The following is a 25426-nucleotide window of genomic DNA, read 5'->3' on the forward strand; positions in this document are numbered from 1 at the left end:
AGCTCAATAAAAATATTTTTTTGATTTTTTAGAGGGTTGTGCAACGATTACCGGTGTTGTAGGCAGTTATTATCTCCTTTTCCATACAATAAAATTCGTGTTCTCTTTCTGGAAAATTGACAGTTCCACGTATTACATAATTTCGTTTCTTATAGAATTCAATTACTCTCAAATTTTGGCTATAAGCATCTAATCTTATACAAGTGTAATTATTCTCTTTCGCAAATTTTTCGGCAAAATCCATTAGTTTTTGTGCGTATCCTTTTTTCTGATATTTTGGGTCGATTACAAGTCTATGAATGACTAAAATTTTTGAGTTGTCAAATTCCCATTTTATCGAGCTATATTCTGTTTCTTGTTCTTCACTTATGTTAATTGCTCCGATAATTTTTTCATTGTTTTTTAATGTGTAAAGAATATCTTTTTTTAAATCATCCTCAATGATTGATATAGTTGGATAATTATCTGTCCATTGATAAATTCCATTATTTTCTAAATCGATTTTACCATTTAGATAAATTTGAAATAATTTTTCTAAATCAAAAAGTTGCCCTTTTTCTATTTTCAATTGATTAATATCTACTAATTCATTTTCTGTATCATAAATTATAATTCCTTGATTTTCGCTGTCAAGTTGTTCAATTAGCTCTCCATTTTCGTTCCAAACTGCACTTTGACCAACACTTACAAAATTGTCGCAATTACCGACACAATTTGACATTAAAATTGGTGTATTAAATTCTTTTGCGATTTTTGGAAAGTGTTTGTATGCTTTCTCAATTCCGTCTTTTGGTTTCGCAACACTTGCAATGTAAATGTCTGTACCTTTGTGAATACTATTCAAAAAGTGTTTACGTTGTAGAGTTTCATAACAAATACCAATTGCAATTCTCTTTCCTTTAATGTTCAGAATTACTTGGTTATTTCCACAAGCAAAATAAGGTTGCTCGTCAGAATGTAGCATTTGTTTGGAATATACAACTCTCTTTTTATTCGGTTGAAAAATCAGCATACTGATATTTATTCCGTCACTCGCTTTTGTCGGCATTCCAATTCCAATTGTCACTCCTTTCTTGTTGGAAAGTTCTTGAAATGGATTAAAAATACTATTTTCAATTTCTGTTGCAAGTTCTTTAGCTAAATCAGGTTCATAATTAGTTATTGATAATTCTGGAAAGATGATTAAGTCAGCATTTGATTTGACTCCAAGTTCAATTATTCGCAAGTGATTCTGAATGTTCTCTTGAACTTTTCCTTTTTCAGATTTTGTTTGTGCAATGCAAATTTTCATTTCTTGGATGTGGTTCGTTTTAATTGCCTACAACTCCTTATATAACAACTTTTATTACGCATATCCCTTAAATTTAACTTGATATGCTTTTTTTGTTTTACTGTTATCTTGTAAAGGTAACTTTTTTACAACAATTGTAAAATCAATTTTTTATTCTAAAAAAAACTCTAAAAAGCAAAAAACCTATTAAGTTACTAGCTTAATAGGTTTTAATTTTTTTAAAAAAGTGCTACTATTTTAAAGGAACTACTTTTGTTTTTGTAGCTAATTTATTGTCCACTTTTTTAGTAGCAACTTTAATCTCTTTTTTAGTTTCTTTTGCTTTTGCAGTTCCTTCATCTGAATGTCCACCCAAAATTGGCGCAATTACCAAACCAATTAAACAGGTTAGTTTAATTAAAATGTTCATAGATGGTCCAGAAGTATCTTTAAAAGGGTCTCCAACAGTATCTCCTGTTACAGCAGCTTTATGTGCGTCTGAACCTTTGTAAGTCATTTCTCCATTAATTTCCACTCCAGCTTCAAAAGATTTTTTAGCATTATCCCAAGCTCCACCAGCATTATTTTGGAAGATAGCCCATAAAACTCCAGAAACTGTAACCCCAGCCATATAACCACCTAACATTTCTGCGATTGCTAATCTATCCATACCAAAAGCTAATGGTAAGAATGCAATAACTAAAGGAAATCCAATGGTTAACAAACCAGGTAACATCATTTCTCTTAAAGAAGCTTGTGTAGAAATTGCAACACATTTATCATATTCAGGTTTCCCTGTTCCTTCCATAATTCCTGGAATATCTCTAAATTGTCTTCTAACTTCTTGTACCATTTCCATAGCCGCTTTTCCAACAGCATTCATTGCTAAAGCAGAAAATACTACAGGAACCATTCCACCAACAAATAGCATTGCTAAAACAGGTGCTTTAAAAATGTTAATTCCATCTATACCAGTAAATGTTACATAAGCAGCAAATAAAGCTAAAGATGTTAAGGCTGCAGAAGCAATTGCAAAACCTTTTCCAGTTGCAGCAGTCGTGTTTCCTACTGAATCTAAAATATCTGTACGTTCTCTTACAATTGGTTCTTGTTCGCTCATTTCAGCAATTCCACCTGCATTATCAGAAATTGGACCAAAAGCATCAATAGCTAATTGCATAGCAGTTGTAGCCATCATTGCTGAAGCTGCTAAAGCTACACCATAAAAACCAGCAAAAGCATAAGAAGCCCAAATTGCACCAGCAAATAATAATACTGATGGAAAAGTAGAAATCATACCTGTTGCCAAACCTGCAATTATATTTGTACCTGCTCCTGTGGAAGATTGTTGAACTATTTTTAAGATTGGAGATTTACCTAATCCTGTATAATATTCAGTTACTGATGAAATTACTGCACCAACAACTAAACCAACTAAAGTTGCATAGAACACTCTCATTGAAGAGATTTCTTGTAAGCCTTCTCCAAAGAATTCCATTTTCATAGTTTCTGGTAACATCCAAGTAACCAAACCAAAACAAGATAAACCAACTAAAACAATAGATGTCCAGTTTCCTTTATTTAAAGCGCCCATTACTTGGTCTTCTTTAGCATCATTAGAGCTAATTTTTACCAACATTGTACCTATGATAGAAATAATAATTCCTGCACCAGCAATTGCCATTGGCAATAATATTGGACCTATTCCACCAAAAGCATCAGAAATGCTTCCTCCCATATCATTAATTACATAGTTTCCTAAAACCATTGCTGCTAATACAGTTGCTACATAAGAACCAAATAAATCAGCACCCATTCCTGCAACATCACCTACATTATCACCTACATTATCTGCAATAGTAGCAGGGTTTCTTGGATCGTCTTCAGGAATACCAGCCTCAACTTTACCTACTAAATCTGCACCAACATCAGCAGCTTTTGTATAAATACCACCACCAACTCTTGCAAATAAAGCAATAGATTCAGCACCTAAAGAAAAACCTGCTAATGTTTCTAAAACAATTGTCATGTCCATTGTGTTTGTCCATTCTCCTCCCATAAAAAAGTGGAAGAAGAAAATAAAGAAAGCAGTTAATCCTAACACAGCTAAACCAGCAACTCCTAATCCCATTACTGTTCCACCTCCAAAAGAGATTTTTAAAGCATTTGGTAAGCTAGTTCTTGCTGCTTGTGTAGTTCTTACATTTGTTTTGGTTGCGATTTTCATTCCTATATTTCCTGCAAAAGCAGAAAAAACAGCTCCAAAAATAAATGCAACTACAATTAAAATATGTGTTGTAGGTACAATAAACGAAACTGCAGCTAAAGCAACACTTACTATAACAACAAATATTGCTAATAGTTTATATTCAGCACTTAAAAAAGCCAAAGCACCTTCGTATATATAATCTGAAATTTCTTTCATTTTACCATCTCCAGCATCTTGTTTCATTACCCAAGATTGTTTAATCCACATGTAGATTAAACCTAAAACTGCCAAAGCAATTGGCATGTAAATCATTAATGATTCCATATAATTCTCTTATTTAGATTAGTTTAAAACGGATGCAAAAGTAAGAAAATCAATAGAAATAAAAAACCTCTTAAAACGTTTAATTTTAAGAGGTTGATAATTTGATAATCTATATTTTATTAAATCTTAAATTTACCAGTCTTTTTATAGTCACTTTTATGATATCTTTTTACACAGTCTTTATAAATCTTAATTGCTTCTGAAGCATCTCCCCAACCACCTACATCAACTTTTTTCTTTTCTAAATCTTTATATACCTGAAAAAAATGCTCTATTTCTTTAAGTCTGTGAGGGTTTAAATCGAAAATATCCTTTTTATCATTCCAAATAGGATCGGAAACTGGTACACAAATTATTTTTTCATCAGGTCCTTTTTCATCAGTCATATGAAAAACCCCAATTGGTTTTACCTCGCTAACACACATAGGGAAAGTTGGTTCGTGTCCTAAAACTAAAACATCTAGAGGATCATCATCTAATGCCAAAGTTTCTGGTACAAAACCATAATCTGCTGGATACATCATAGAAGAAAACAACATTCGGTCGAAACGAATTTTGTTTAAATCAAAATCGTATTCATATTTATTTCTACTCCCTTTTGGTATTTCTATTAAAACATCGAAGGTTAATTCATCTTTTCCAACCATATAAAATTTCTTTTAGTTATTGTACAAAAATAATGAATAGATTAGCTCTAGTGAAAGATTCAATAAATAATTTACGCAATGGTTTTCGATTTTTAAACTATCATAAAATAAAAAATCCTTCATGAAGTTTATCAAGAAGGATTCTTTAAGTATTTGATTCGTATTTATATATACATTACTTCTTTCACAGCCTTAATAACATCATTAGAATTTGGAATCCATTTTTCTAATAAAACAGGAGAATAGGGAGCAGGAGTATCTGCAGTTGTAATTCTTTTTATTGGAGCATCTAAATAATCAAAAGCTTCATCTTGTATTCTATACGTAATTTCTGATGCAACACTAGCAAATGGCCAAGCTTCTTCTAAAACTACCAATCTGTTTGTTTTCTTTACTGATGTTAAAATTGCAGCATGATCCATAGGTCTTACAGTTCTTAAATCGATAATTTCAACAGAAATATTTTCTTTTGCTAATTCATCAGCAGCTTTATAAGCTTCTTTAATAATCTTACCAAATGAAACTATAGTTACATCTGTACCTTCTCTTTTAATATCAGCAACTCCAATTGGTATAATGTATTCTCCTTCTGGAATTTCCATTTTATCACCATACATTTGTTCAGACTCCATAAAAATTACTGGGTCATCATCTCTAATAGCCGCTTTTAATAAACCTTTTGCGTCATAAGGATTTGAAGGAACAATTACTTTTAAACCAGGCGTGTTTGCAAACCAATTCTCAAATGCTTGAGAGTGTGTTGCACCTAATTGTCCTGCAGAAGCAGTTGGTCCTCTAAAAACGATTGGACAATTAAATTGTCCACCAGACATTTGTCTAATTTTAGCAGCATTGTTTATAATTTGATCTATACCTACCAAAGAGAAGTTAAATGTCATATACTCAACAATTGGTCTATTACCATTCATAGCAGATCCAATAGCTACACCAGCAAAACCAAGTTCAGCAATAGGTGTGTCTATTACTCTCTTTTCACCAAATTCGTCAAGCATTCCTTTACTGGCCTTGTAAGCACCATTATATTCTGCAACTTCTTCACCCATTAAATAAATGCTTTCATCTCTGCGCATTTCCTCGCTCATGGCTTCACATATAGCTTCTCTGAATTGAACTGTTTTCATGTATTTTAATCTAGTTGTTAATTTTGCAGAGCAAAAATAAGGAATTAATTGTCATTAATTAAATACTACTTTCAGAAACAATAACTTTTTGTAGAACTTTAAACGCAATCGTTTTCGAGAAAATGTTAAATTCTTGAAAATTTATTATGCGTGCATAGTATTTTTTAAAAAAAAGACGTAATTTTGTGGTAACAAATAAGTATAAAAATTAAGATTTTATGAAAATATTGGTATGTATTAGTCACGTTCCAGATACTACATCAAAAATTAACTTCACAGATAGCGATACAAAATTTGATATAAATGGAGTTCAGTTTGTAATTAATCCTTATGATGAATTTTGCTTAACTAGAGCCATGTGGTTTAAAGAAAAGCAAGGTGCATCTGTAACTGTTGTAAATGTTGGTGAATCTTCTACAGAACCTACATTGAGAAAAGCATTAGCTATAGGTGCAGATAATGCAATTAGAGTTAATACTGATGCCAAAGATGGTATGCAAGTAGCAAAAGAGTTAGCTAGTATAGTGAAAGAAGGTGGTTATGATTTGGTATTAGCTGGAAAAGAATCCGCTGATTATAATGGTCAAATGGTGCCAGGAATGTTAGCAACTTTAACTGATTTTAATTTTGTAAATGGTTGTGTTGGTTTAGAAATTGATGGAACTAACGTAACTGCTGTTAGAGAAATTGATGGAGGAAATGAAACACTTTCTTCTAACTTGCCAATAGTTGTTGGTGGGCAAAAAGGAATTGTTGAAGAGAAAGATTTACGAATACCAAATATGCGAGGAATAATGATGGCTCGTAAAAAACCATTAAATGTTGTTGAGGCACAATCAACTGTAGTTGCAACGTCTACAGAATCATTCGAAAAACCAGCACCTAAAGGAGCTGTGAAATTAGTTGATGCAGACAACATAGATGAATTAATAAATTTATTGCATACAGAAGCAAAAGTGATTTAAATAAGGTGTAACTGTCTAAAGGTTGAATTGTTAAACTTACAATTCTACAATTACACGAATAATCAAATAAATAATTAAACAAAACAAAAATATGTCAGTTTTAGTTTTTGCAGATTCAACAGAAGGAAAGTTTAAAAAAACTGCTTTTGAAGTTGTTTCTTACGGAAAAAAAGTAGCAGAACAATTGAGTACTAATTTAGTAGTACTGACAATAAATGCCAATGAGCTTTCAGAATTATATACTTATGGAGCTGAAAAAGTTGTAACAGTAACTAATGATTCTTTAGATACATTTAATGCAAAAAAATATGCATCAATTGTAAACCAGGTTGTAGATGCAGAAAGTTCAGATATTATAATTATAGATTCTAGTATAGACGGTTTATATTTAGCACCAATTGTAGCAGTTGGTTTAGATGCAGGTTATGCTTCTAATGTAGTTGCTTTGCCAACAAGTACAAATCCATTTACAGTAAAAAGAAAAGCATTTTCGAACAAAGCATTTTCAAATACAGTAATTTCTACAGATAAAAAAGTAATTGGTTTAGCAAAGAATTCTTTCGGTATTCACGAAAATGAAGTGTCTGGAGTAACAGAAGTCTTTAATGCCACAATTGCTGATTCTGGAGTATCATCAGAAAAAGTAGAAAGAGTTACAGGTAAGGTAACTATTGCAGATGCAGATACTGTAGTTTCTGCTGGTAGAGGACTAAAAGGACCAGAAAATTGGGGAATGATTGAAGAATTGGCAGATGTTTTAGGAGCTGCAACTGCGTGTTCTAAACCAGTTTCAGATTTAGGTTGGAGACCTCATGGAGAGCATGTTGGTCAAACAGGTAAGCCAGTTGCATCAAACCTATACATTGCTATCGGAATTTCTGGAGCAATTCAACATTTAGCAGGTATTAATGCATCTAAAGTTAAAGTAGTAATCAATACAGATGCTGAAGCACCTTTCTTTAAAGCTGCAGATTATGGGGTTGTTGGTGATGCTTTTGAAGTTGTACCAACATTAATTGAAAAACTGAAAGCGTTTAAACAAGCCTAATTCAAATATTATTTTTAAAATGAAAACCTATTAGTTTAAACACTAATAGGTTTTTCTTTTATCAAAAACTAATAAATAAAAAGCTATAAACTATTTTTTTAGTAAATTGTGCGTTTTTAAAAACATCTCTATTTTACAAATTTTTGTGATGTTTTTTCTTTTTTGTAGAAAGATATATGAGTTTAATACAACTAACCATTAAAGGTATTTCTTACAGTCAAACTCAAAGTGGAGCGTATGCTTTAGTTTTGAGTGAGATCGAAGGCACAAGAACATTACCTATTATTATTGGAGCTTTCGAAGCACAATCTATTGCAATTGCTCTAGAAACAGAAATAAGACCTCCAAGACCTTTAACGCACGATTTATTCAAAACTTTTTCAGATACTTTTAACATTAGTGTAAAAGAAGTAATTATCCATAAATTAGTAGATGGTGTTTTCTTTTCTAGTTTAATTTGTGAAAAAGATGGTAATGAAGAGGTTATCGATACTAGAACATCTGACGCCATTGCTATTGCTGTACGTTTTAATGCTCCAATCTTTACGTATGAAAATATTTTAGATAAAGCAGGAATTTATCTGAAAGCGGAAGAAGAAATGGCTCTAGAAAGTAATATGGATACAGATATTGTACCCATTGAGATTTCTGATGAAAAGAAGAAAACTAGCACTAATTTTTCTAGCTTAACGTTACAAGAATTACACAATAAACTTAACAATGCTGTTACCAATGAAAATTATGAGTTAGCAGCAAAAATACGAGACGAAATAAGCAAACGTTCCTAAAATATTTTCATGAAAAAACTATTTATATTTCTGTTTTTACTTTTTTCAACAACTTTTTTTTCGCAAGAATTAAAGCAAGATTGGAAATTTTCATCAATAAAAAAAGCAGATGGAACAGTATTATTTGAAATTGATTCTACTGATAGTTTTTCTCTAAAAGAAGGAAAATTTTCATATTCTCTTAAAAATAAAAATGATTTAAAAGCATCAGGAAACTACATAAGACAAAACAATTTATTAATATTTAATTACAAAACGCCAAAAGATACTATTAGATATTATAATATAGTTTCTTTAACAGAAAATAATTTAGTTTTTTCTGAAAACGATGTTCTATATGCTTTTAAAAATGATAGAACACCAGAAACAACAAATGTAGATGTTGTTAAAGACGACATTATTAAAAAAAATGATAAAATAATTGAAAGTAAGGGTTTTTCTATAACTACTTTGTGGAGAGGTGTTTTAGGAATGATTTCACTGATTATCATTGCATTTTTGTTTAGTGCAAATAGAATGGCTATAGATTGGAAAAAAGTAGGTATTGGTTTGTCTTTGCAATTAGTTATTGCAATTGGTGTTTTAAAAGTTGGTTTTATTCAAAAAGGATTTGAATTAGTAGGTAAACTTTTTATTCAAATTCTTGAGTTTACTAAAGCTGGGAGTGAATTTTTATTTGCTGGTTTTGTGGGTGATATGGATAAATTTGGGTACATATTTGCCTTTCAAGTATTGCCAACAATTATTTTCTTTTCAGCCTTAACATCACTACTATTTTATTTAGGCATTATTCAATGGATTGTTAAAATTTTAGCCATAGGTTTATCAAAGTTTTTAGGAATTTCAGGTATGGAAAGTTTATCAGTAGCAGGTAATATCTTTTTAGGTCAAACCGAAGCTCCATTATTAATAAAGGCATATTTAGAAAAAATGAATAAATCTGAAATGCTATTAGTAATGATTGGTGGAATGGCTACTGTTGCAGGTGCTGTTTTAGCGGCTTACATAGGCTTTTTAGGTGGTGGAGATAAAGAATTAGAATTGGTTTTTGCAAAACATTTATTAGCAGCTTCAGTAATGGCAGCTCCAGGTGCTATTGTAATTTCAAAAATACTATATCCACAAACTGAAAAAGTAAATACAGATGTAACTGTATCTCAAGAAAAAATTGGTTCTAATGTTTTAGACGCAATTGCTAATGGTACCACAGAAGGTTTACGTTTAGCGGTTAATGTAGGAGCAATGTTGTTGGTTTTTGTTGCAGTAATTGCAATGATTAATGGCGGTTTAGATTTAATAGGTAGTGTTACTTCATTAAACGAGATTATCTCATCAAATACTGGTTATGAAAAATTATCTTTAGAATTTATTTTAGGATATATTTTTGCACCTTTAATGTGGTTAATAGGTGTGCCAACAACAGATATGGCGTTAATGGGGCAACTATTAGGTATTAAATTAGCTGCAAGTGAATTTGTAGGCTATATACAATTGGCTGAATTAAAAAATATAGCAAGTGCAACACATTTAACGTATAATAAATCTATAATTATGGCTACTTATATGTTATGTGGTTTTGCAAATTTTGCATCTATAGGAATACAAATAGGAGGTATAGGTTCTTTAGCTCCTGGTCAACGTAAAACGTTATCAGAATTTGGAATTAAAGCTTTAATAGGTGGTACAATTGCATCTTTAATGTCTGCAACAATAGCAGGTATGATTATAGGTTAATAAAAAGTAATAGTTTAACTATAAGGATTTTAAATACTTATAGACATCTTCTTTTTTATATTTTTTTGCATAATCTAAAGCAGAGCGTCCTTTATAAGTTTTATTAATATCGGCTTTATTTTTAATTAATAATTTTGCCATTTCTAAACGTCCATATTTAGCTGTATATAATAAAGGTGTTTTGCCTGTACATGCTTTATTTACATCTATGTTCTTTGATATAAGCATTTTAAAACAAGATAAAGCGTTAAATTTTATAGTTAGATTTAGTAAAGTGTAGTTTGAGTTTCCTGCTTCAAAACAAGTATTTTTATTATCATTCGTAATTAATTTTTTTAAGGATGTAGCATCATCATCTTTCAAAGCATATTTTATATTTGAAGAAATCTCTTGAGAAAAAATAGAGATTGTGCACAAGAGTAAAAAGGTAGATAAAATTGTTTTCATAATATTGATTTTTAAATTGATAATTAATCTTCTTGGTATTCTAAAATATCTGCAGGTTGGCAATCTAAAGCTTTACAAATTGCTTCTAAAGTGGAAAAGCGAATGGCTTTTGCTTTACCCGATTTTAAGATGGATAAGTTTGCTGTGGTAATGCCAATAATTTCTGCCAATTCTTTACTCCGCATTTTGCGTTTGGCAAGCATTACATCAAGGTTTACAATGATTGCCATATTATATTGTTAAATCGTTTTCTTGTTGAATACTGTTACCTTTTTTAATCAAATCTAAATACAGGTATAAAAAGAATGCGACTATTAAATGAATTAAAACAAAGAAATGAGGTTCATCAAAATATAAATTTCCATAAATAATATATCTCAAAATGACACCTAAAAAGCCTATGATTACTGGTATAAAATTTAGCTTGTAAAACAGAGTTAGTTTTTTTATTGAATTTTGAGTAAATGTTTTTTCTGCAATAAAAATTTGAAAAAAAGTTTGTAAAACATAAAAGTATATGGCATAAAAAATCATAGTAAACCATAGTAGAATTACTGTATAAGAAAGTAAAAACTTTACAAAAAGTTGAATGAAAGGTACTTTTAATGACGCATAACTATCTTCTCCTTTTTTAGAAATTTCAACCATTGGAATATTCCATTCGAAAAAATATTCAAAAAAAGATAAAATAGAGAATAACAACACAAAACTTGCAAACAAGGCAAAGCCCCAGAAGAAAATCTTTGATGATAGATAAGCTATTTTTTTCATATCTTTTTGTTATTTAGGAGTTTAATTTTTTTATTTGAATTTGGTATAGTAACATATATATTTTTATAAATCCACTTTGAATTTTCTTTAAATGCTACTACATTTAATATAGCAGAACCTTTTTCTCCTATCAAGCCAATTTTTAAATCAACAGAATTTTGATTGATGTTAAGACCATTTCCTCCTAAACTAAATGTAAAACTGCCTTTCTTTTTCTGTTTATCAGAATTTTTTTCAATTACAATATTGTTACCTATAATTTCTTTTAATTCATCATTATTTTTTGCTTTTTCAATTGCATATTCTTTTGGTTCAGCATTATCAAATTTATTGGTCATCATTTTATTGAAAAGACTCATACCAACAATACCAGTAATACATAAAAAGATTAAAAATAGACTTGATACTATTATTTTTTTCATAATTATATAGTTAAATCGTTTTCTTGTTTATGAGCTTTCGCTATTTTAAAAACTTCGCTTAAAATCAAAAAGAATAAGCCCAAACATATAAGTACAATATGTTCATTTAAACCAAGTTCAAAGCTTATTTTCTGTTGATAGTATATCCTAATAATAAAGGAGATACTTATAGAAACAATACCAGAGATACTTAATAAATTTCCAATTTTTTTAAAAGAAGATATTACTATAATATCAAATATTTTAGTATTTATAAAGTAGCGTAATGTTTTTCTAAAAAAATATAAGGCTGCAAGAATTAGTAAATAATTCAAAGCAGAAATGATTAAAAGTGTTTTAGAAAGCCAATCATTTGCATTAAAATTAACTGAATTTATCTTTATATCAAGACCACTTAAATCTCTAAATAATACAGCTAAAACTAAACCTATCACTAAAAGTATAGCAGGCATAGAAATAATCCATACTAAATCTATGATGGCTTTTAAGATGTGAATTTTTCGCATATTTTAATATATTTTGACACTACAAATATATTAAAATTATTGTTTATCAATAATAAATTATCAAAAATTAGTAATATTTTAAGTTTTGAGCAAAAAAAAATCAGAAGTAACTTACTTCTGATTTTTTGTAAAATATGATGTTTTTTACCTAATCTAATCTCTAGACATAAATATCTGTAAAACATACCAAAATAATAACATTAAAGAAGCAAATAAACCTAAAGAAGCAGGAATATAATCTTCTGTTCCGTATTTATTAATCAAGTTTGAGGTTTGGTATAAAATAGAGCCTCCTGCTAACAAGCACATTGCTACAGAAAACCATAAACCTAAATTAAAACCAAATAAAGCTCCTGCTATAATTAAACCAATTGCAATAAAAAAACCAATAGTTAAACCAGCTTTTAAAAATGAAAAATCTTTTTTTGTGATAAATACAATTGCCGAAATTCCTGTAAATAATGCCAAAGTAACTATAGCAGCTTGCTGAACTAATTCTCCACTTTCAGTATAAATCATTGCAATTGCTAAAAGAGGTATAAAAATAATAGCTTGTGCAAAAACGTATAGTGCATACGCCATATATTGTATGTTCTTATCAGCTGTTTTTAAAACTGTACTTTCTGCATAGTTGGTAATCAACATAAAACCTCCCAGCATTATTAGCCAACGCCAACCTTGTGTCATAGACATCATAAAGTTTACAATTGTATCACTTTGTAAAAGGAGGTATTCAAAAAGAACAAATAATAAAACGCCACCTGCAACATGTTTGTAGGTTTTTTTATAAAATTCTACACGAACTTGATCTGTAGATTCAATTAATAAGGTTTTGTTTTCAAAAGTGTTTTCCATAGGTTTTAATTTTATACTGAACTTGTTTCAGTATCTATTTAATAAAATATTTGTTAAGTATAGTTATACTTTTTTAATTACATTAGTTACAATTCCCCAAATTACAAAATCATTATCTTCTGTAATATTGATAATTGGATAATTAGGATTTTCTGGTTGTAACCAAACTTCATTTTTTTCTACTCGTAAACGTTTTACAGTAAATTCACCATCTAAAAAGCAGACTGCTATTTTATTATTGGCAGGCTCTAAACTTCTGTCAATTACTAATAAATCGTTATCATCTAAACCAGCATTAATCATAGATTGTCCTTTTACTTTGGCAAAAAAAGTGGCATCTTTATTTCTGATGAGTTCATCATCTAAAGAAATTCGGGTTTCTCTAAAATCATCTGCAGGTGATGGGAAACCAGCTGAAATTCCAACATCAACTAAAATTGCTCCAATTCCAGAAGATGTTTTTGGTGTAAAAAAAGTAAGAGTTTTAGAAGCTATCATACTGCAAATTACAATTTTTCTCTGAACTTTTCTGCATATTCTTTAATTACATTTTTATCAAAGTAAGGCTCTTCATCAATTCTACCAATCACGTTTACATTTGTCATTTTTTTGATAATGCTTTCTGTAGTAGGATGCTCATCACCAGAAAAAATAATTGATACATCAAATCCTTTTTCTTGTAATAATTTTACAGTTAATAGGGTATGATTGATACTTCCTAAATAATGACGAGAAACTACAATAACTTTATAATCGGGTTGTATTAAATCTAAAATTGTATCTGTATCATTTAAAGGAACTAACAAACCTCCTGCACCTTCAATTACTAAATTATTATTAGTTTTTGGAATTTTTATCTTATTTATGTCAATCTTAATTCCATCAATTGCTGCAGCTGCATGAGGACTCATAGGTGTTTGTAAGGCATATGAATTTGGGTAAAATATTGATTTTTTATTCGAAATAAAGCGTTGTACTTTATGGGTATCAGAATTTTCTAAATCTCCTGCTTGCACAGGTTTCCAATAATCTGCCTCTAAAGCTTCTGTTACAATTGCTGCAGCTACTGTTTTGCCAACTTCTGTAGATATGCCTGTTATAAAATATGTTTTCATTTTAAAATTCTGTTTTGATATGCTAAACTTGTTTCAGTATTTCAGCATCTCATTATTTTTATCATTTTAATTTTTAAAAAGCGTTTTACAATGATTACAGATTAGTTTTCTACCTTCAAAAAAAGGAAATAACATATAAAAGAAATTTTTTCTGTGAAGAGGTGCTACTAAAATTTTATTAGAATTGCATTTAGGGCAATAAATATCATTTCCGTTTTTATCTTTTTGATAGGTTCTTATTTCATTATAAACTTCAACTGCTTTTTCAAAATCATTTTTATGAACTAACAATTTTACACCACCAATAGCACCGCTAATTAAAGGATCAGAATCTATAGTAGTTTCATCCATTAACATTGTATCAAAACCATCAGCATCCAATCTAGATTTTGTAACGTGGGCTTCTGCTGAATATTCAAAAACAGCTAAAATTTTATAATTATCATTCATAAACAAATGTTGGTTTACAAAAATACTTAAGAACTCTAAAACTTCGCTAATTTCTTTTTTAGAATTATAACCATGCAAACAAAAACGCAAACGTTCTTTATTTTGAGGAACTGTAGGTGATAAAATGGCTTTTACATCATAATGGTTTTGTTGTAGTTTTTCAGCAATTGCTTTCACTTTTTCATTCCTAGGAATTATACAACAATGAATGGCAGAACAACTTGGAATAAATCCCCATTGTCTTTCAGACATTTCCCCAAAAAGAAAAGTCGGAAAGTTTAATCTTTTTACTTCTTTTATAAAATGATGAATATTTTGTTGAAGTTTAGTCGTATTCTGACTGTCATCTTGATTACAGTCGAAAGGTGTTTGTAATTCATCATAAGAAACTTTAATTGTAGCCAAAGAATGAGGAGAAAGTCCTGTTGTGTAAATAAAACTCCGTGCAAAATTCACTAAATAGGTTTGCAAAGCTGTACTTCCTAAAATAGCTGCTCCATGGCAACCTAAAGCTTTCCCAAAAGTGATGATTCTTGCAAAAACTTCATGTTGTAAGTTGAGTTTCTGAATCAAACCAGCTGCAAAAACACCAACTGCATGTGCTTCATCAACAATTAAAAAAGCGTTGTGTTTCTTACAGATTTTAGTAACTGCAACTAAATCTGGAGAATCTCCATCCATAGAAAAAACAGATTCTGTGACAACGTATATTGTTTGATGTGATTCTGAATCAAGTTCAGAATCACGCTCTTTGTCACTTTGAGCTTGTCGAAAAATCTCATTCTTATCAATAAAATTTAGCAATCTCTTTTCCAAATCCTCCAAATCATTATGCAAAAACTTAAACGCTTTGGCATTACTTAATTTAATTCCATCTCTTATAGATGCATGAATAAACTCATCATACAAAATAATATCTCCACGTTGTGGAACTGATGAGAAAAAACCAATATTGGCATCATAACCTGAATTGAAAATAGTTGTAGATTCAGTTTGATGAAAGGTACTTAAAAAGGACTCAATTTCAGAATATAATTGATGATTTCCTGACAATAATCTACTGCCTGTTGCTCCATTCTGTTTGATGCCTTTATCAACTAAAAATTGATGTGTTTTATCAAAAATAATTTCAGATTTGGCAAACCCTAAATAATCATTAGAAGAAAAATCAATCAAATTTGATGATGACTTTAAGCCACGCAAAGCATTCTGCTCTTTACGAGATTTTAATTGATTTGTTAACTTCTTTGGCAAATTCATCATTACAAAAATAACAAAATTATATACCTTTACATTGATGTTTGCATTAGTAGATTGTAATAATTTTTATGCGTCTTGTGAACGGGTTTTTAACCCGAATTTACAAAATAAACCTGTTGCTATTTTAAGCAATAATGATGGTTGCGTTATTTCTATGAGTGATGAAGCCAAGAAAATTGGTTTGCCTTTTGGTGCTCCAATCTTTAAATGGGAACAGTTTTGTAAAGAAAAAAATATCACTATTTTATCCTCTAATTATCCATTATATGGAGACATGAGTGCAAGAGTGATGAGTATTTTAGCAGATTTTTCTCCAGATATAGAAATATATTCTATCGATGAATCATTTTTGGAATTTAAAGGTTTTGATAATTATAATTTTGAAGAATATGCAACTAAAATTAGAAATCGAATTCTAAAATGGACAGGTATACCAACTTGTGTGGGAATTGCCCCAACAAAAGGGTTGAGTAAAGTTGCCAATAAAATTGCAAGAAAAAACCTCAAAGAGACAAAAGGAGTTTGTATAATCGATTCTGATGAAAAAAGAATTGAGTTACTAAAAAAAACAGCTATTGAAAAAGTCTGGGGAATAGGTAGTGGTTTACAAAAAAGATTAAAAACTAAATGCTGTACAACTGCTTATGATTTTACACAAATTTCAAGTGATTGGGTTCTAAAAGAACTATCTATAGTGGGTTGGCGATTGCAAAAAGATTTGCAGGGGATTTCTAAAATTCCGTTAGAAGAACTTTCATCAAAAAAGATGATTGCTACAACAAGAAGTTTTGAAAACACTTATTCTGATTTAGATAATATTAAAGAACGGATTTCAACTTTTGCATCAAGCTGTGCTCAAAAATTACGTGAACAAAACTCTAATTGTCACGTTATTTATGTTTTTCTACGAAGCAATCGTTTTGATAAAAGTCAACAATATCAAAAAGAAAATAGAACAGTTATTCTATCCTATCCAACAGATTCTACATTAACAATCGCTAAAGCTGCTGTTACTGCAGTAGAAACTATTTTTCAAAAAGGTGTAGAATATAAAAAAGCAGGAGTCATTATTTCTGGTTTAGTACCTAATGATAACTTTCAACTCAATTTATTCGAGCACGAAAACCCAAAACACAAACCTTTAATGTCTGCAATAGATCATTTGAACAGAAAGTACAAAGCAGATAAAATAAAGTTAGGAAATCAAGATTTAAAACGCACTTGGAAAATGAAGCAAGAAAGATTGTCACCTAAATTTACCACAAATATTAATGAAGTTTTGGTTGTAAAATAAATGACGAAAAGAACAGAAATGACACTCCAAGAAAGAGATAAAAAACACCTTTGGCATCCATTAAAACAACATAAAACGCATCCAGAAAGTTTAGCGATTGTAAAAGCAAAAGGATGCATTTTAACCGATGAAAATGGCAACGAATATATAGATACGATTTCTTCTTGGTACACCTGTATGTTTGGGCATTGTAATGATTTTATTACAAGTAAAGTTTACGAGCAAATGCAAACGTTAGATCAAGTAATGTTTAGCGATTTTACGCACAAACCTGCTATAGAATTATCAGAAAATCTGATTAAAATATTGCCCAATAATCAAAATCGAATATTTTTTAATGATAATGGATCCACAGCAGTAGAAGCAGGCATTAAAATGGCATTACAATACTACTTTAATTTGGGTGAAAAACGCAGCACATTTATTGCTTTCGAAAATGGATTTCATGGAGATACATTTGGAGCAATGTCTGTTTCTGGATTATCTGTTTACAATGGTCCTTTCGAAGATTTTTTAATGCAAGTAGAAAGAATTTCAGTTCCAAATGGAGAGAATCATCAAGAAATTTTAGAGCAATTAAAAAAGATTGTTTCAGAAAATAACGTTGCCGGTTTTATTTATGAACCTTTAGTGCAAGGAGCTGCAGGAATGAAAATTCACGACACAGAAGGCCTGAATGAGATTTTAAAATTCTGTAAGAATCATAATATTTTAACAATTGCAGACGAAGTAATGACAGGTTTTGGCAAAACAGGTCGCAATTTTGCATCCGATTTTATCGAGACAAAACCAGATATTATTTGTTTGAGCAAAGCATTAACAGGCGGTTTAGTGCCTTTGGCAATTACAAGTTGTACAGAAAAAATTTATGAAGCTTTTTTGAGCAACGAAATGGCGAAAGGTTTTTTTCATTGTCATACCTATTCAGGAAATCCAATTGCTTGTACAGCAGCAAATGCTACAATCCAATTATTACAAACCGATGAAATTCAACAAAATATCAAATTAATTTCAGCTTCGCATCAACAGTTTAAAGATAAGATTAGCAAACATCCAAAAGTAAAAACAGCACGTTTTCAAGGCGTAATTTTTGCTCTAGATTTAGATACAAAAATGCAACGTTATGGAAGTTTGCGAGACAAATTACTTAATTTTTTTATGAAGAGAGGTGTTTTTTTACGTCCTTTAGGCAACACAATTTATATTCAACCTCCCTTTGTAATTACTCAAGAACAGTTGCAAAAAGTGTACAGTACAATTGAGGAATCTTTAGAAATTGTTTAAAAATTAATGAGAATTAGAATTTTTTAAAAACTAAAAACCTTCAGTAGTTTTTTCTAATAAGTTAATTTGTTCTTGTGTATCTTTAATTAATACATATAAATCTTCATAAGCCCAAATTCCATTGGTTTTTATCCCTTTTACAATAACAGTTCCTCTTCCTTTTAAACCTTTAATAGAAAAAGACATGTCTATCTCACCATCATTATTACTTAATGAGATATTACCTGAAGGAATTCCTGTTTTCTCTAAATCATTTCCCAGTTGTTCGAGTACTCTAGGGTGGTTAAACGCTTGTTCTGTAGCATACTTTATTGGTGTAGATTCATTAAACATTTTTGAAACTCCAAAAAAAGCAGTGCCAATTCCAAAAACAAAAATTAGTATTAGAACAATACACCCACATCCACAACCTCCCACAGGTACTGCCCATTTCCAATTTCTTTGAAACCAGCTTTTTTCTTTAATTTCTTCCATTCTTGTTTTTTTAGCAAGATAAGTCATTAATTAAAATGAAGAGTTTTACTTTTGCTAAAAATATTTTTTTTGAATCAACCTATATCAATAACAGCTTTAGCCTCTATTTCAGCATTGGGGAGTAAACCCAAAGAAATTTGGGAAAACTATTTGTTAGACAAGCATTTTTTGTCTGAAAAAGAGATTTCTTCACAAGGTCGAAATGACAAAAAAAGTGTTTTTGTAGGACAACTATCAAAAGAAAATAAACAAAAAATTAACGAATTAAGAAAGTCAGATTCCAAGTACAAAAATCTTGATGATACTGTTCTATTTGCAATCTATGTTTCAAGAAAAGCTATAAAAAATGCAAATTGGAATTCAGAAAAAAACTTCGGAATTAATTTTGGTTCGTCAAGAGGTGCTACTGCTTTATTTGAAAAATACCATCAAGAATTTTTAGAAACTCAAAAGTCATCAACCTTAAGTTCGCCCACCACAACTTTAGGAAATATTTCCTCTTGGGTGGCTCACGATTTACAAACAAGTGGGCCAGAAATATCACATTCCATAACATGTTCTACAGCTTTACATTCTCTGTTAAATGGAGTTGCTTGGATAAGTTCAGGAATGGCTGATAAATTTTTAGTTGGTGGGAGCGAAGCTGTTTTAACCAATTTTACCATTGCACAAATGCAGGCTTTAAAAGTGTACGCGAAGCATCATTCTGAACTTGTTTCAGAATCTCATACTATTGAAAAATATCCCTGCAAATCTTTCGACGTAAACAAAAAACAAAATACTATGGTCTTGGGTGAGGGGGCATCAGCAATTTGTTTGGAGAAAGGTTTAATAAAAAATGCGTTGGCATTTATTTCAGGAATAGGTTACGCAACTGAAGTGCTAAAACACAATACTTCTATTTCTACAAATGCAATCTGTTTTCAAAAATCAATGAAAATGGCACTAGGAGAAATCAATCCTAATGGAATTGATGCAATTGTAATGCACGCTCCAGGCACAATAAAAGGCGATTTATCAGAAGTAAATGCTATCGAAAAAGTTTTTGAGAATCATCAACCTTTTTTAACTACAAACAAGTGGAAATTAGGACATACTTTTGGAGCATCTGGAATGCTAAATTTAGAATTGGCAATTTTAATGTTGCAACATCAGCAAGTAATTGAAGTGCCTTTTGCTAAAAAGCAAAAACACCCTGCTAAAATTAAAAAAGTATTAGTAAATGCGGTTGGTTTTGGTGGAAATGCAGTTTCTATTCTATTGAGTAAATAATAAATCACGCAAAGTTACAGAGTTTTAAAATTTCTTTTCGCTTTCGCTTATTTGTGAGTTTTTTTACTCAAATTTAGCCTTCATTTTTAAAATTTCTTGTTCCATTGTAAGAAGTTTATCTTCAAAAGAAGTAGAAAAATCAGGGATTCTTCTACAAAAAACATAACGCACTTTCCATAATTCTTTTACATCAGTAATTTTAAAAATGGCGTCTTCTATGTTTTTATGATCAGCTCTAAATATCACAATTTTTTGAGTGATGTATAATCTTCTAAAAATAATAGCATCATTAATAATCGCAAAAACCAAAGTGCCATTTGTTAATTTAGGAATAACATTTATAGGAGTTTGTTCTCCAATAACAATGTCTTTTGGGTAAAAACCTTTGTCTTGATTGGTCATTTCTAAATTAGAAACAGTAAACGCTCTAAAATTTTTTGTTGGGTTTATTGGGAGTTGTAAATAAGGCATTTCATCTACAAAAATATCATTCTTAAAATGTGCTACATAATCAATAGTATTATTTTCTGTAATACAAGGCACTTTTGCAAATTGCTCTTTTTGAATTTCATCAGAAAGCGTGGTTAAACTCTCTTTAAATTGAAGTAATTCATTTACTGTAATTTCGCTCGTTAGCAAAGTGTCAATTTTTATGCTAAAATAATTAGCAATTTTAATAATAGTTTCAATCTTTGGTTCACTTCTGTGTTCTTCATAAGCACCTAAAGTGGCACGTTTTAAGCCAAAAAGTTCAGCAAAAGCTGATTGACTTAATCCTTTTACGGTTCTTATCTTTTTTATGTTTTTACCAAAAAACGACATATTTTGCTAATTATATTTGCAATATTGAATTTTATTTGTATATTTACGCTAACAATATTAGCAAATAGTTTTTGTTTATGCTAATTTATTTAGTTTTTTCTTTAGTGTTTTTACATAAATTTATTTTAAAACTAATATTGTTAGCAAAGTATCAACCAACTTAAACCTAAAAATATGATTTTATTTATATCTAGAGCTGTTATTTTTACATTAAAACTTGTAGTAATTCTGTGTAACTTTTTGTAATATTGAATGTTTGTGTTTTTAAAATAAATACTCAAAAAGGCAATCAATTTAACTATGAAAAATCACAATAAAAAAATCAAAAATTACTTAATGGAGCTTGATTTTAATATCGTTTACGAAAGTGTAAAAGACGGTGTTTTAATGATAAGTAAAGAAACAGAAGGTATTAAAAATTTGATTTTAGGTATTGCACCTCCTATTTTAATAATGGAACAACATATCTTCAATATAAAAAATAGAAACGAAGAAGTTTTTAAGAAATTATTGCAAAAAAATAGAGATATTATTCATGGTGCTTTTGTGTTAGATGAAACTGGTCAAAAAGTAATTTTCAGAGATACTTTGCAGATAGAAAATCTAGATTTAAATGAGTTAGAGGCTTCTTTAAATTCGTTGAGCTTGTTATTAAGCGAATATTCAGAACAGATTATAAACTTTTCAAAATATTAGAGTATGAATTTTTTCAAACGATTGTACAAAATGGGTCAGGCTGAAGCCAATGCTACTTTAGATAGTATGGAAGATCCAATTAAAATTACAGAACAAGGCATTAGAGATTTAAAAGAAGAACTCAAAGAAAGTGTAGCGTCTTTGGCTCAAGTAAAAGCATTAGAAATTCGTTCTAAAACCGAACATAAAGAGTTTTTAACAAACATAGAAAATTATCAAGAAAAGGCATTGTTATTACTAAATAAGGCTAAAAATGGTAATTTAGATTTAGACGAAGCAGAACGTTTGGCAAAAGCGGCTTTAATTAAAAAAGAAGAAAATGTAAAAGCTGCTGAAAAAGCCAAAGAAGAAGCTGTTAAATATGAGAGTTCAGTTATAGAAATGGAAGCAAATGTTACCGAAATCAAAAGAAACATTAGCAGGTGGGAAAACGAACTAAAAACGCTTAAAGCTCGTGTAAAAGTTTCGAATGCAACAAAAAAAATGAACAGACAAATGGCTGGTGTAGATGCTTCTAGCACAGTAGACATGCTAGAAAGAATGAAGCAAAAAGTGAGTCAAGAAGAAGCCTTGGCAGAAGCGTATGGAAATATCGCGAACAATAAAACCACTATCGATTTTGAAATTGATAAAGCCATCGATTTTACAAAAGATACAGCAGAAAACGAATTAATAAAATTAAAACAACAGTTAGGATTCCCTAACGAATTAAAATCATAATATTGAGCAATTTAATAGACATATTATTCTCTCCAGTAAACATCACATTAACTATTTTAATGTTGATATTGGTGTTGTATTGGCTAGTAACAATGGTTTCTGGAGTAGATTTTGACGTTGACATTGATGTAGATGTGGATATTGATATTGATGCTGACATTGATGCTGATTTTGATACCAATATAGAAGGTGGAAACCTTGATTTTGAGGATATGTCTAGTACAGAACTTACTAAAGACGACGTTGTAAAAAGTAGAAAAAAGCCTTTAAAATGGTGGCAAGTGGTGTTGATTTATTTCAATTTTGTAGGCTTACCATTTATGTTCACATTTACCTGTTGGATTTTTCTCTGGTGGATGATAACTACCATTACAACTACATTAACAGTAAGTTATGAAAACACTTTTGGGTACATTATTATGTTAGTTGGATTTTTTCCAGCACTAATTTTAACCAAAATTTTTACAACTCCATTTAAAGGATTTTTTAAGAATTTAAATAAAGATGGAGATGCTCCAATAGAAATTATTGGAAGAAGAGGTATTTGTTTATCAAAAATTAAAGATGATAAGATGGGTTCTGCAGAAGTAGTTGTGGATAGCACACCATTATCCATTTATGTAAAATCAATGCATGGAAATTTAATTGAATTTAGAGAGCCAATTCTCATCATCAAACAGAGTAAAGACAAGAATTATTACTACGTACAATCATACAAAACTAACTAAAAATAAAAAAAATTATGGCAGAAGGATTATTACCAATTATAGGAATCAGTTTAGGATTAATTCTATTCCTTGTTATTGTTTATTTCGCAATTATTGCGATGTTTTACAAGAAAATTCCTCAAGGAGAAGCTCTTGTAAGAACAGGATTTGGAGGAACTAAAGTGGCAACAGACAAAGGATTGTATGTGGTACCAGTTTTTCACAGAGTAGAAATTATGGATATTTCTGTGAAGAAAATCCAAATTGAAAGATTAGGTAATGAAGGATTGATTTGTAAAGACAATATGCGTGCAGATATTAAGGTTGCCTTTTTTGTACGGGTAAATAACGAAATTGAATACATCAAAAAAGTGGCACAAACTATTGGTTGTGCAAGAGCGTCAGACATTAAAACGTTAGAAGATTTATTTGAAGCAAAATTTTCTGAAGCCTTAAAAACTGTTGGTAAAAAGTTTGAATTCACGGAACTTTATGAAGCTAGAAGAGAATTTAGAGACGAAATTGTAGATATTATTGGTACAGATTTAAATGGCTATACTTTAGAGGATTGTGCTATTGATTATTTAGAACAAACTCCAGTTTCTTTCTTAAAACCTGATAATATTTTAGATTCAGAAGGAATCAAGAAAATTACAGAATTAACTGCGGCTCAAAACGTAAAGTCGAACTTAATAATGCGTGATGAAGAAAAAACGATCCGCAAACAAGATGTAGAAGCACGTGAGGCTATTTTAGAATTGGACAAGCAATTAGCTGAAAAAGAAGAGCAACAGAAAAGAGAAGTTGCGAATATCAAATCTAGAGAAGAAGCCAATATTTTAAAAGTTTCAGAAGAAGAAAGATTGAAATCTGAAACAGCAAGAATTTCAACAGAAGAAAAATTGCAAGTAGCCGAAGAAAATATGCAACGTCAAGTAATAGTGGCTGCTAAAAATAAGCAAAGAACAGATGCTGTTGAAACAGAAAGAGTTGAGAAAGACAGAATGTTAGAAGCTACTGAAAGAGAGCGAATTGTAACATTGGCACAAATAGAAAAAGAGAAAGTTGTTGAGGTAGAGAAAAAGAACATTCAAGATGTAATTCGTGATCGTGTTGTTTTAGAAAAAGGAGTAGTGCAAGAGCAAGAAAATATGAAAGATATTGAGGCTTTTAAAACTGCAGATAGAGAAAAACAAGTAAAAATAACTATTGCAGAAGCAGAAGCAGAAGAAGCATTAATTAAAACTACCAAAGCAGCAGAAGCACAGAAACAAGCTGCAATTCAGCAAGCTGAAGAAATTAATATTGAAGCTTTAGCGAAAAAGCAAGCCAGTGAAAAAGAGGCTGAAGCTCGTAAAATATTAGCAGAAGCAACAGCAAAAGAAGAAGCGACTATTGGTATGTCTGAAGCACAAGTAATGCACGCAAAAGCAGATGCTCACGAACGTGAAGGCTTGGTTGAAGCATTAATCATTGAGAAAAAAGCGAAAGCAGAAGCATTAGGAATTGAAGCCAAAGCAGCAGCAATTGAAAAAGAAGGAATGGCTGAAGCAGCTGTTATCAAAGAAAAAGCAATGGCTGATGCTGTAGGAATTGAAGAAAAAGCAAATGCAATGAAGAAATTAGATGGTGTTGGTAAAGAGCACGAAGAATTCAAGTTGCGTTTAGACAAAGAATTAAAAGTTGATTTAGCAGAAATTAATATTCAGAAAGAAATTGCAGATGCGCAAGCAAGTGTAATTGCAGAAGCTTTAAAAGCTGCTAATATTGATATTGTTGGTGGAGAAACGATGTTCTTTGATCAAATTATTGGGCAAATTACCAAGGCAAAAGGCTTTGATAGATTGGTAAATCATTCTGATAATATCCAAGAAGTAAAAGATGCCATTTTAGGAAGCAATGATGTAAAAGGGAATCTACTTGAAAAAGTAAGAGATTTTGCTGATAAATATAATGTTTCATCAGAAGACTTAAAGAATCTTTCTGTAGCAAGTATTTTAATGGATTTAAAATCGAAAACCGCTAGTAAAGATGAAAGCAATTTGTTTTCTAACTTATTAAACTTGGCAAAAGGTTTAGGTTTGGATAATAAGAAACTAGGTTAATTCTAATCTCACAAAATATCCTGCAAGGTCTTTTCTTGACCTTGTAGGTATTTATAAGAATTCAGATGTATACCTACAAGGTTTTAGAAACCTTGCAGG

Annotated in this window: 26 protein-coding genes; 11 read left to right on the forward strand and 15 right to left on the reverse strand. The window is 30.3% G+C overall.

All coding sequences use genetic code 11. The annotated features are described in order from the left end of the window. Positions 1 to 28 precede the first annotated feature (28 nt). From BTO18_RS16520 to BTO18_RS16535, 4 genes are all read right to left on the reverse strand, one after another. Positions 29 to 1291, reverse strand: coding sequence for a GNAT family N-acetyltransferase (locus BTO18_RS16520; RefSeq protein WP_105017286.1), 1263 nt, complete (start codon positions 1289 to 1291; stop codon positions 29 to 31). A 232-nt stretch (positions 1292 to 1523) separates the two neighbouring features. Beyond that, positions 1524 to 3803 carry a sodium-translocating pyrophosphatase gene (locus BTO18_RS16525; RefSeq protein WP_105017287.1) on the reverse strand — a complete coding sequence of 760 codons (2280 nt, stop codon included), beginning with the start codon at positions 3801 to 3803 and terminating at the stop codon, positions 1524 to 1526. 119 nt (positions 3804 to 3922) lie between these two features. Then, entirely contained in the window at positions 3923 to 4450 is a 528-nt protein-coding gene (locus BTO18_RS16530) for an inorganic diphosphatase (protein ID WP_105017288.1), read from the reverse strand. A 164-nt stretch (positions 4451 to 4614) separates the two neighbouring features. Beyond that, positions 4615 to 5592, reverse strand: coding sequence for a pyruvate dehydrogenase complex E1 component subunit beta (locus tag BTO18_RS16535; protein ID WP_105017289.1), 978 nt, complete (start codon positions 5590 to 5592; stop codon positions 4615 to 4617). 218 nt (positions 5593 to 5810) lie between these two features. Between BTO18_RS16535 and BTO18_RS16540 the strand changes: the two genes are divergently transcribed. The 4 genes from BTO18_RS16540 (at position 5811) to BTO18_RS16555 (ending at position 10127) form a co-directional block, all read left to right on the forward strand. Next, positions 5811 to 6557, forward strand: a complete 747-nt coding sequence (locus tag BTO18_RS16540; protein WP_105017290.1) for an electron transfer flavoprotein subunit beta/FixA family protein — start codon at positions 5811 to 5813, stop codon at positions 6555 to 6557. A 91-nt stretch (positions 6558 to 6648) separates the two neighbouring features. Then, positions 6649 to 7605, forward strand: a complete 957-nt coding sequence (locus BTO18_RS16545) for an electron transfer flavoprotein subunit alpha/FixB family protein (protein ID WP_105017291.1) — start codon at positions 6649 to 6651, stop codon at positions 7603 to 7605. A 176-nt stretch (positions 7606 to 7781) separates the two neighbouring features. Beyond that, positions 7782 to 8393, forward strand: a complete 612-nt coding sequence (locus BTO18_RS16550) for a bifunctional nuclease family protein (RefSeq protein WP_105017292.1) — start codon at positions 7782 to 7784, stop codon at positions 8391 to 8393. Between the two features lie 9 nt (positions 8394 to 8402). Continuing rightward, positions 8403 to 10127: a NupC/NupG family nucleoside CNT transporter gene (locus BTO18_RS16555; protein ID WP_105017293.1), complete on the forward strand. Its 1725-nt coding sequence runs from the start codon at positions 8403 to 8405 to the stop codon at positions 10125 to 10127. A gap of 18 nt (positions 10128 to 10145) precedes the next feature. Here BTO18_RS16555 and BTO18_RS16560 read toward each other — a convergent pair whose 3' ends face one another. From BTO18_RS16560 to BTO18_RS16600, 9 genes are all read right to left on the reverse strand, one after another. Then, a complete protein-coding gene (locus BTO18_RS16560) occupies positions 10146 to 10574 on the reverse strand; it encodes an ankyrin repeat domain-containing protein (RefSeq protein WP_105017294.1) in 429 nt (142 codons plus the stop codon). Between the two features lie 23 nt (positions 10575 to 10597). Beyond that, positions 10598 to 10804: a helix-turn-helix domain-containing protein gene (locus tag BTO18_RS16565; protein WP_105017295.1), complete on the reverse strand. Its 207-nt coding sequence runs from the start codon at positions 10802 to 10804 to the stop codon at positions 10598 to 10600. A gap of 1 nt (position 10805) precedes the next feature. After that, positions 10806 to 11345: a hypothetical protein gene (locus BTO18_RS16570; protein ID WP_146106975.1), complete on the reverse strand. Its 540-nt coding sequence runs from the start codon at positions 11343 to 11345 to the stop codon at positions 10806 to 10808. Beyond that, positions 11342 to 11767 carry a cytochrome c oxidase assembly factor Coa1 family protein gene (locus BTO18_RS16575; RefSeq protein WP_105017297.1) on the reverse strand — a complete coding sequence of 142 codons (426 nt, stop codon included), beginning with the start codon at positions 11765 to 11767 and terminating at the stop codon, positions 11342 to 11344. The genes BTO18_RS16570 and BTO18_RS16575 overlap by 4 nt, the downstream gene beginning before the upstream one ends. 2 nt (positions 11768 to 11769) lie before the next feature. Further along, on the reverse strand, positions 11770 to 12273 hold the full coding sequence (locus tag BTO18_RS16580) for a DUF2975 domain-containing protein (RefSeq protein WP_105017298.1): 504 nt from the start codon (positions 12271 to 12273) through the stop codon (positions 11770 to 11772). 153 nt (positions 12274 to 12426) lie between these two features. Next, positions 12427 to 13128, reverse strand: coding sequence for a Bax inhibitor-1/YccA family protein (locus tag BTO18_RS16585; RefSeq protein ID WP_105017299.1), 702 nt, complete (start codon positions 13126 to 13128; stop codon positions 12427 to 12429). Positions 13129 to 13191: 63 nt separating this feature from the next. Next, a complete protein-coding gene (locus tag BTO18_RS16590) occupies positions 13192 to 13626 on the reverse strand; it encodes a LexA family protein (protein WP_105017300.1) in 435 nt (144 codons plus the stop codon). An 8-nt stretch (positions 13627 to 13634) separates the two neighbouring features. Next, positions 13635 to 14243 carry a dethiobiotin synthase gene (gene bioD / locus BTO18_RS16595; protein WP_105017301.1) on the reverse strand — a complete coding sequence of 203 codons (609 nt, stop codon included), beginning with the start codon at positions 14241 to 14243 and terminating at the stop codon, positions 13635 to 13637. A gap of 66 nt (positions 14244 to 14309) precedes the next feature. After that, on the reverse strand, positions 14310 to 15956 hold the full coding sequence (locus tag BTO18_RS16600) for an aminotransferase class I/II-fold pyridoxal phosphate-dependent enzyme (RefSeq protein WP_105017302.1): 1647 nt from the start codon (positions 15954 to 15956) through the stop codon (positions 14310 to 14312). A 34-nt stretch (positions 15957 to 15990) separates the two neighbouring features. On the opposite strand from BTO18_RS16600, the gene BTO18_RS16605 reads away from it, so the two are divergent. Beyond that, the gene (locus tag BTO18_RS16605; protein WP_105017303.1) at positions 15991 to 17247 is read left to right on the forward strand and encodes a Y-family DNA polymerase; all 1257 of its coding nucleotides are present in this window, start codon (positions 15991 to 15993) and stop codon (positions 17245 to 17247) included. 18 nt (positions 17248 to 17265) lie between these two features. Then, positions 17266 to 18531 (forward strand): adenosylmethionine--8-amino-7-oxononanoate transaminase, encoded by a 1266-nt coding sequence (bioA, locus tag BTO18_RS16610; protein WP_105017616.1) that lies wholly within the window; start codon positions 17266 to 17268, stop codon positions 18529 to 18531. Positions 18532 to 18561: 30 nt separating this feature from the next. Here the strand turns inward: bioA and BTO18_RS16615 are convergent, their stop codons facing one another. Next, entirely contained in the window at positions 18562 to 19005 is a 444-nt protein-coding gene (locus tag BTO18_RS16615) for a cytochrome c oxidase assembly factor Coa1 family protein (RefSeq protein ID WP_170063304.1), read from the reverse strand. Between the two features lie 69 nt (positions 19006 to 19074). On the opposite strand from BTO18_RS16615, the gene BTO18_RS16620 reads away from it, so the two are divergent. Continuing rightward, a complete protein-coding gene (locus BTO18_RS16620; protein ID WP_105017305.1) occupies positions 19075 to 20277 on the forward strand; it encodes a beta-ketoacyl synthase N-terminal-like domain-containing protein in 1203 nt (400 codons plus the stop codon). A gap of 63 nt (positions 20278 to 20340) precedes the next feature. Here BTO18_RS16620 and BTO18_RS16625 read toward each other — a convergent pair whose 3' ends face one another. Further along, positions 20341 to 21099, reverse strand: a complete 759-nt coding sequence (locus BTO18_RS16625) for an XRE family transcriptional regulator (RefSeq protein ID WP_105017306.1) — start codon at positions 21097 to 21099, stop codon at positions 20341 to 20343. A 300-nt stretch (positions 21100 to 21399) separates the two neighbouring features. Between BTO18_RS16625 and BTO18_RS16630 the strand changes: the two genes are divergently transcribed. The 4 genes from BTO18_RS16630 to BTO18_RS16645 are packed head-to-tail and all read left to right on the forward strand — an operon-like array spanning position 21400 to position 25327. Continuing rightward, positions 21400 to 21795 (forward strand): CesT family type III secretion system chaperone, encoded by a 396-nt coding sequence (locus tag BTO18_RS16630; protein ID WP_105017307.1) that lies wholly within the window; start codon positions 21400 to 21402, stop codon positions 21793 to 21795. 3 nt (positions 21796 to 21798) lie between these two features. Then, positions 21799 to 22515 carry a PspA/IM30 family protein gene (locus BTO18_RS16635; protein WP_105017308.1) on the forward strand — a complete coding sequence of 239 codons (717 nt, stop codon included), beginning with the start codon at positions 21799 to 21801 and terminating at the stop codon, positions 22513 to 22515. A 2-nt stretch (positions 22516 to 22517) separates the two neighbouring features. Beyond that, complete coding sequence (locus BTO18_RS16640; RefSeq protein ID WP_105017309.1) at positions 22518 to 23243, forward strand: hypothetical protein; 726 nt, start codon at positions 22518 to 22520, stop codon at positions 23241 to 23243. 14 nt (positions 23244 to 23257) lie between these two features. Further along, a complete protein-coding gene (locus BTO18_RS16645) occupies positions 23258 to 25327 on the forward strand; it encodes an SPFH domain-containing protein (protein ID WP_105017310.1) in 2070 nt (689 codons plus the stop codon). Positions 25328 to 25426: the final 99 nt, after the last annotated feature.

This window comes from Polaribacter porphyrae (assembly GCF_002954685.1).
In the GTDB taxonomy this organism is placed as follows: domain Bacteria; phylum Bacteroidota; class Bacteroidia; order Flavobacteriales; family Flavobacteriaceae; genus Polaribacter; species Polaribacter porphyrae.

Coding starts and splice junctions, on each gene's coding strand:
- BTO18_RS16615 (WP_170063304.1), bottom strand. CDS start 19,005: ATGGAAGAAATTAAAGAAAAAAGCTGGTTTCAAAGAAATTGGAAATGG.
- bioA (WP_105017616.1), top strand. CDS start 17,266: ATGACACTCCAAGAAAGAGATAAAAAACACCTTTGGCATCCATTAAAA.
- BTO18_RS16645 (WP_105017310.1), top strand. CDS start 23,258: ATGGCAGAAGGATTATTACCAATTATAGGAATCAGTTTAGGATTAATT.
- BTO18_RS16555 (WP_105017293.1), top strand. CDS start 8,403: ATGAAAAAACTATTTATATTTCTGTTTTTACTTTTTTCAACAACTTTT.
- BTO18_RS16605 (WP_105017303.1), top strand. CDS start 15,991: ATGTTTGCATTAGTAGATTGTAATAATTTTTATGCGTCTTGTGAACGG.
- BTO18_RS16635 (WP_105017308.1), top strand. CDS start 21,799: ATGAATTTTTTCAAACGATTGTACAAAATGGGTCAGGCTGAAGCCAAT.
- BTO18_RS16545 (WP_105017291.1), top strand. CDS start 6,649: ATGTCAGTTTTAGTTTTTGCAGATTCAACAGAAGGAAAGTTTAAAAAA.
- BTO18_RS16520 (WP_105017286.1), bottom strand. CDS start 1,291: ATGAAAATTTGCATTGCACAAACAAAATCTGAAAAAGGAAAAGTTCAA.
- BTO18_RS16585 (WP_105017299.1), bottom strand. CDS start 13,128: ATGGAAAACACTTTTGAAAACAAAACCTTATTAATTGAATCTACAGAT.
- BTO18_RS16550 (WP_105017292.1), top strand. CDS start 7,782: ATGAGTTTAATACAACTAACCATTAAAGGTATTTCTTACAGTCAAACT.
- BTO18_RS16625 (WP_105017306.1), bottom strand. CDS start 21,099: ATGTCGTTTTTTGGTAAAAACATAAAAAAGATAAGAACCGTAAAAGGA.
- BTO18_RS16535 (WP_105017289.1), bottom strand. CDS start 5,592: ATGAAAACAGTTCAATTCAGAGAAGCTATATGTGAAGCCATGAGCGAG.
- BTO18_RS16575 (WP_105017297.1), bottom strand. CDS start 11,767: ATGAAAAAAATAATAGTATCAAGTCTATTTTTAATCTTTTTATGTATT.
- BTO18_RS16560 (WP_105017294.1), bottom strand. CDS start 10,574: ATGAAAACAATTTTATCTACCTTTTTACTCTTGTGCACAATCTCTATT.
- BTO18_RS16530 (WP_105017288.1), bottom strand. CDS start 4,450: ATGGTTGGAAAAGATGAATTAACCTTCGATGTTTTAATAGAAATACCA.
- BTO18_RS16570 (WP_146106975.1), bottom strand. CDS start 11,345: ATGAAAAAAATAGCTTATCTATCATCAAAGATTTTCTTCTGGGGCTTT.
- BTO18_RS16630 (WP_105017307.1), top strand. CDS start 21,400: ATGAAAAATCACAATAAAAAAATCAAAAATTACTTAATGGAGCTTGAT.
- bioD (WP_105017301.1), bottom strand. CDS start 14,243: ATGAAAACATATTTTATAACAGGCATATCTACAGAAGTTGGCAAAACA.
- BTO18_RS16580 (WP_105017298.1), bottom strand. CDS start 12,273: ATGCGAAAAATTCACATCTTAAAAGCCATCATAGATTTAGTATGGATT.
- BTO18_RS16565 (WP_105017295.1), bottom strand. CDS start 10,804: ATGGCAATCATTGTAAACCTTGATGTAATGCTTGCCAAACGCAAAATG.
- BTO18_RS16600 (WP_105017302.1), bottom strand. CDS start 15,956: ATGATGAATTTGCCAAAGAAGTTAACAAATCAATTAAAATCTCGTAAA.
- BTO18_RS16525 (WP_105017287.1), bottom strand. CDS start 3,803: ATGGAATCATTAATGATTTACATGCCAATTGCTTTGGCAGTTTTAGGT.
- BTO18_RS16590 (WP_105017300.1), bottom strand. CDS start 13,626: ATGATAGCTTCTAAAACTCTTACTTTTTTTACACCAAAAACATCTTCT.
- BTO18_RS16540 (WP_105017290.1), top strand. CDS start 5,811: ATGAAAATATTGGTATGTATTAGTCACGTTCCAGATACTACATCAAAA.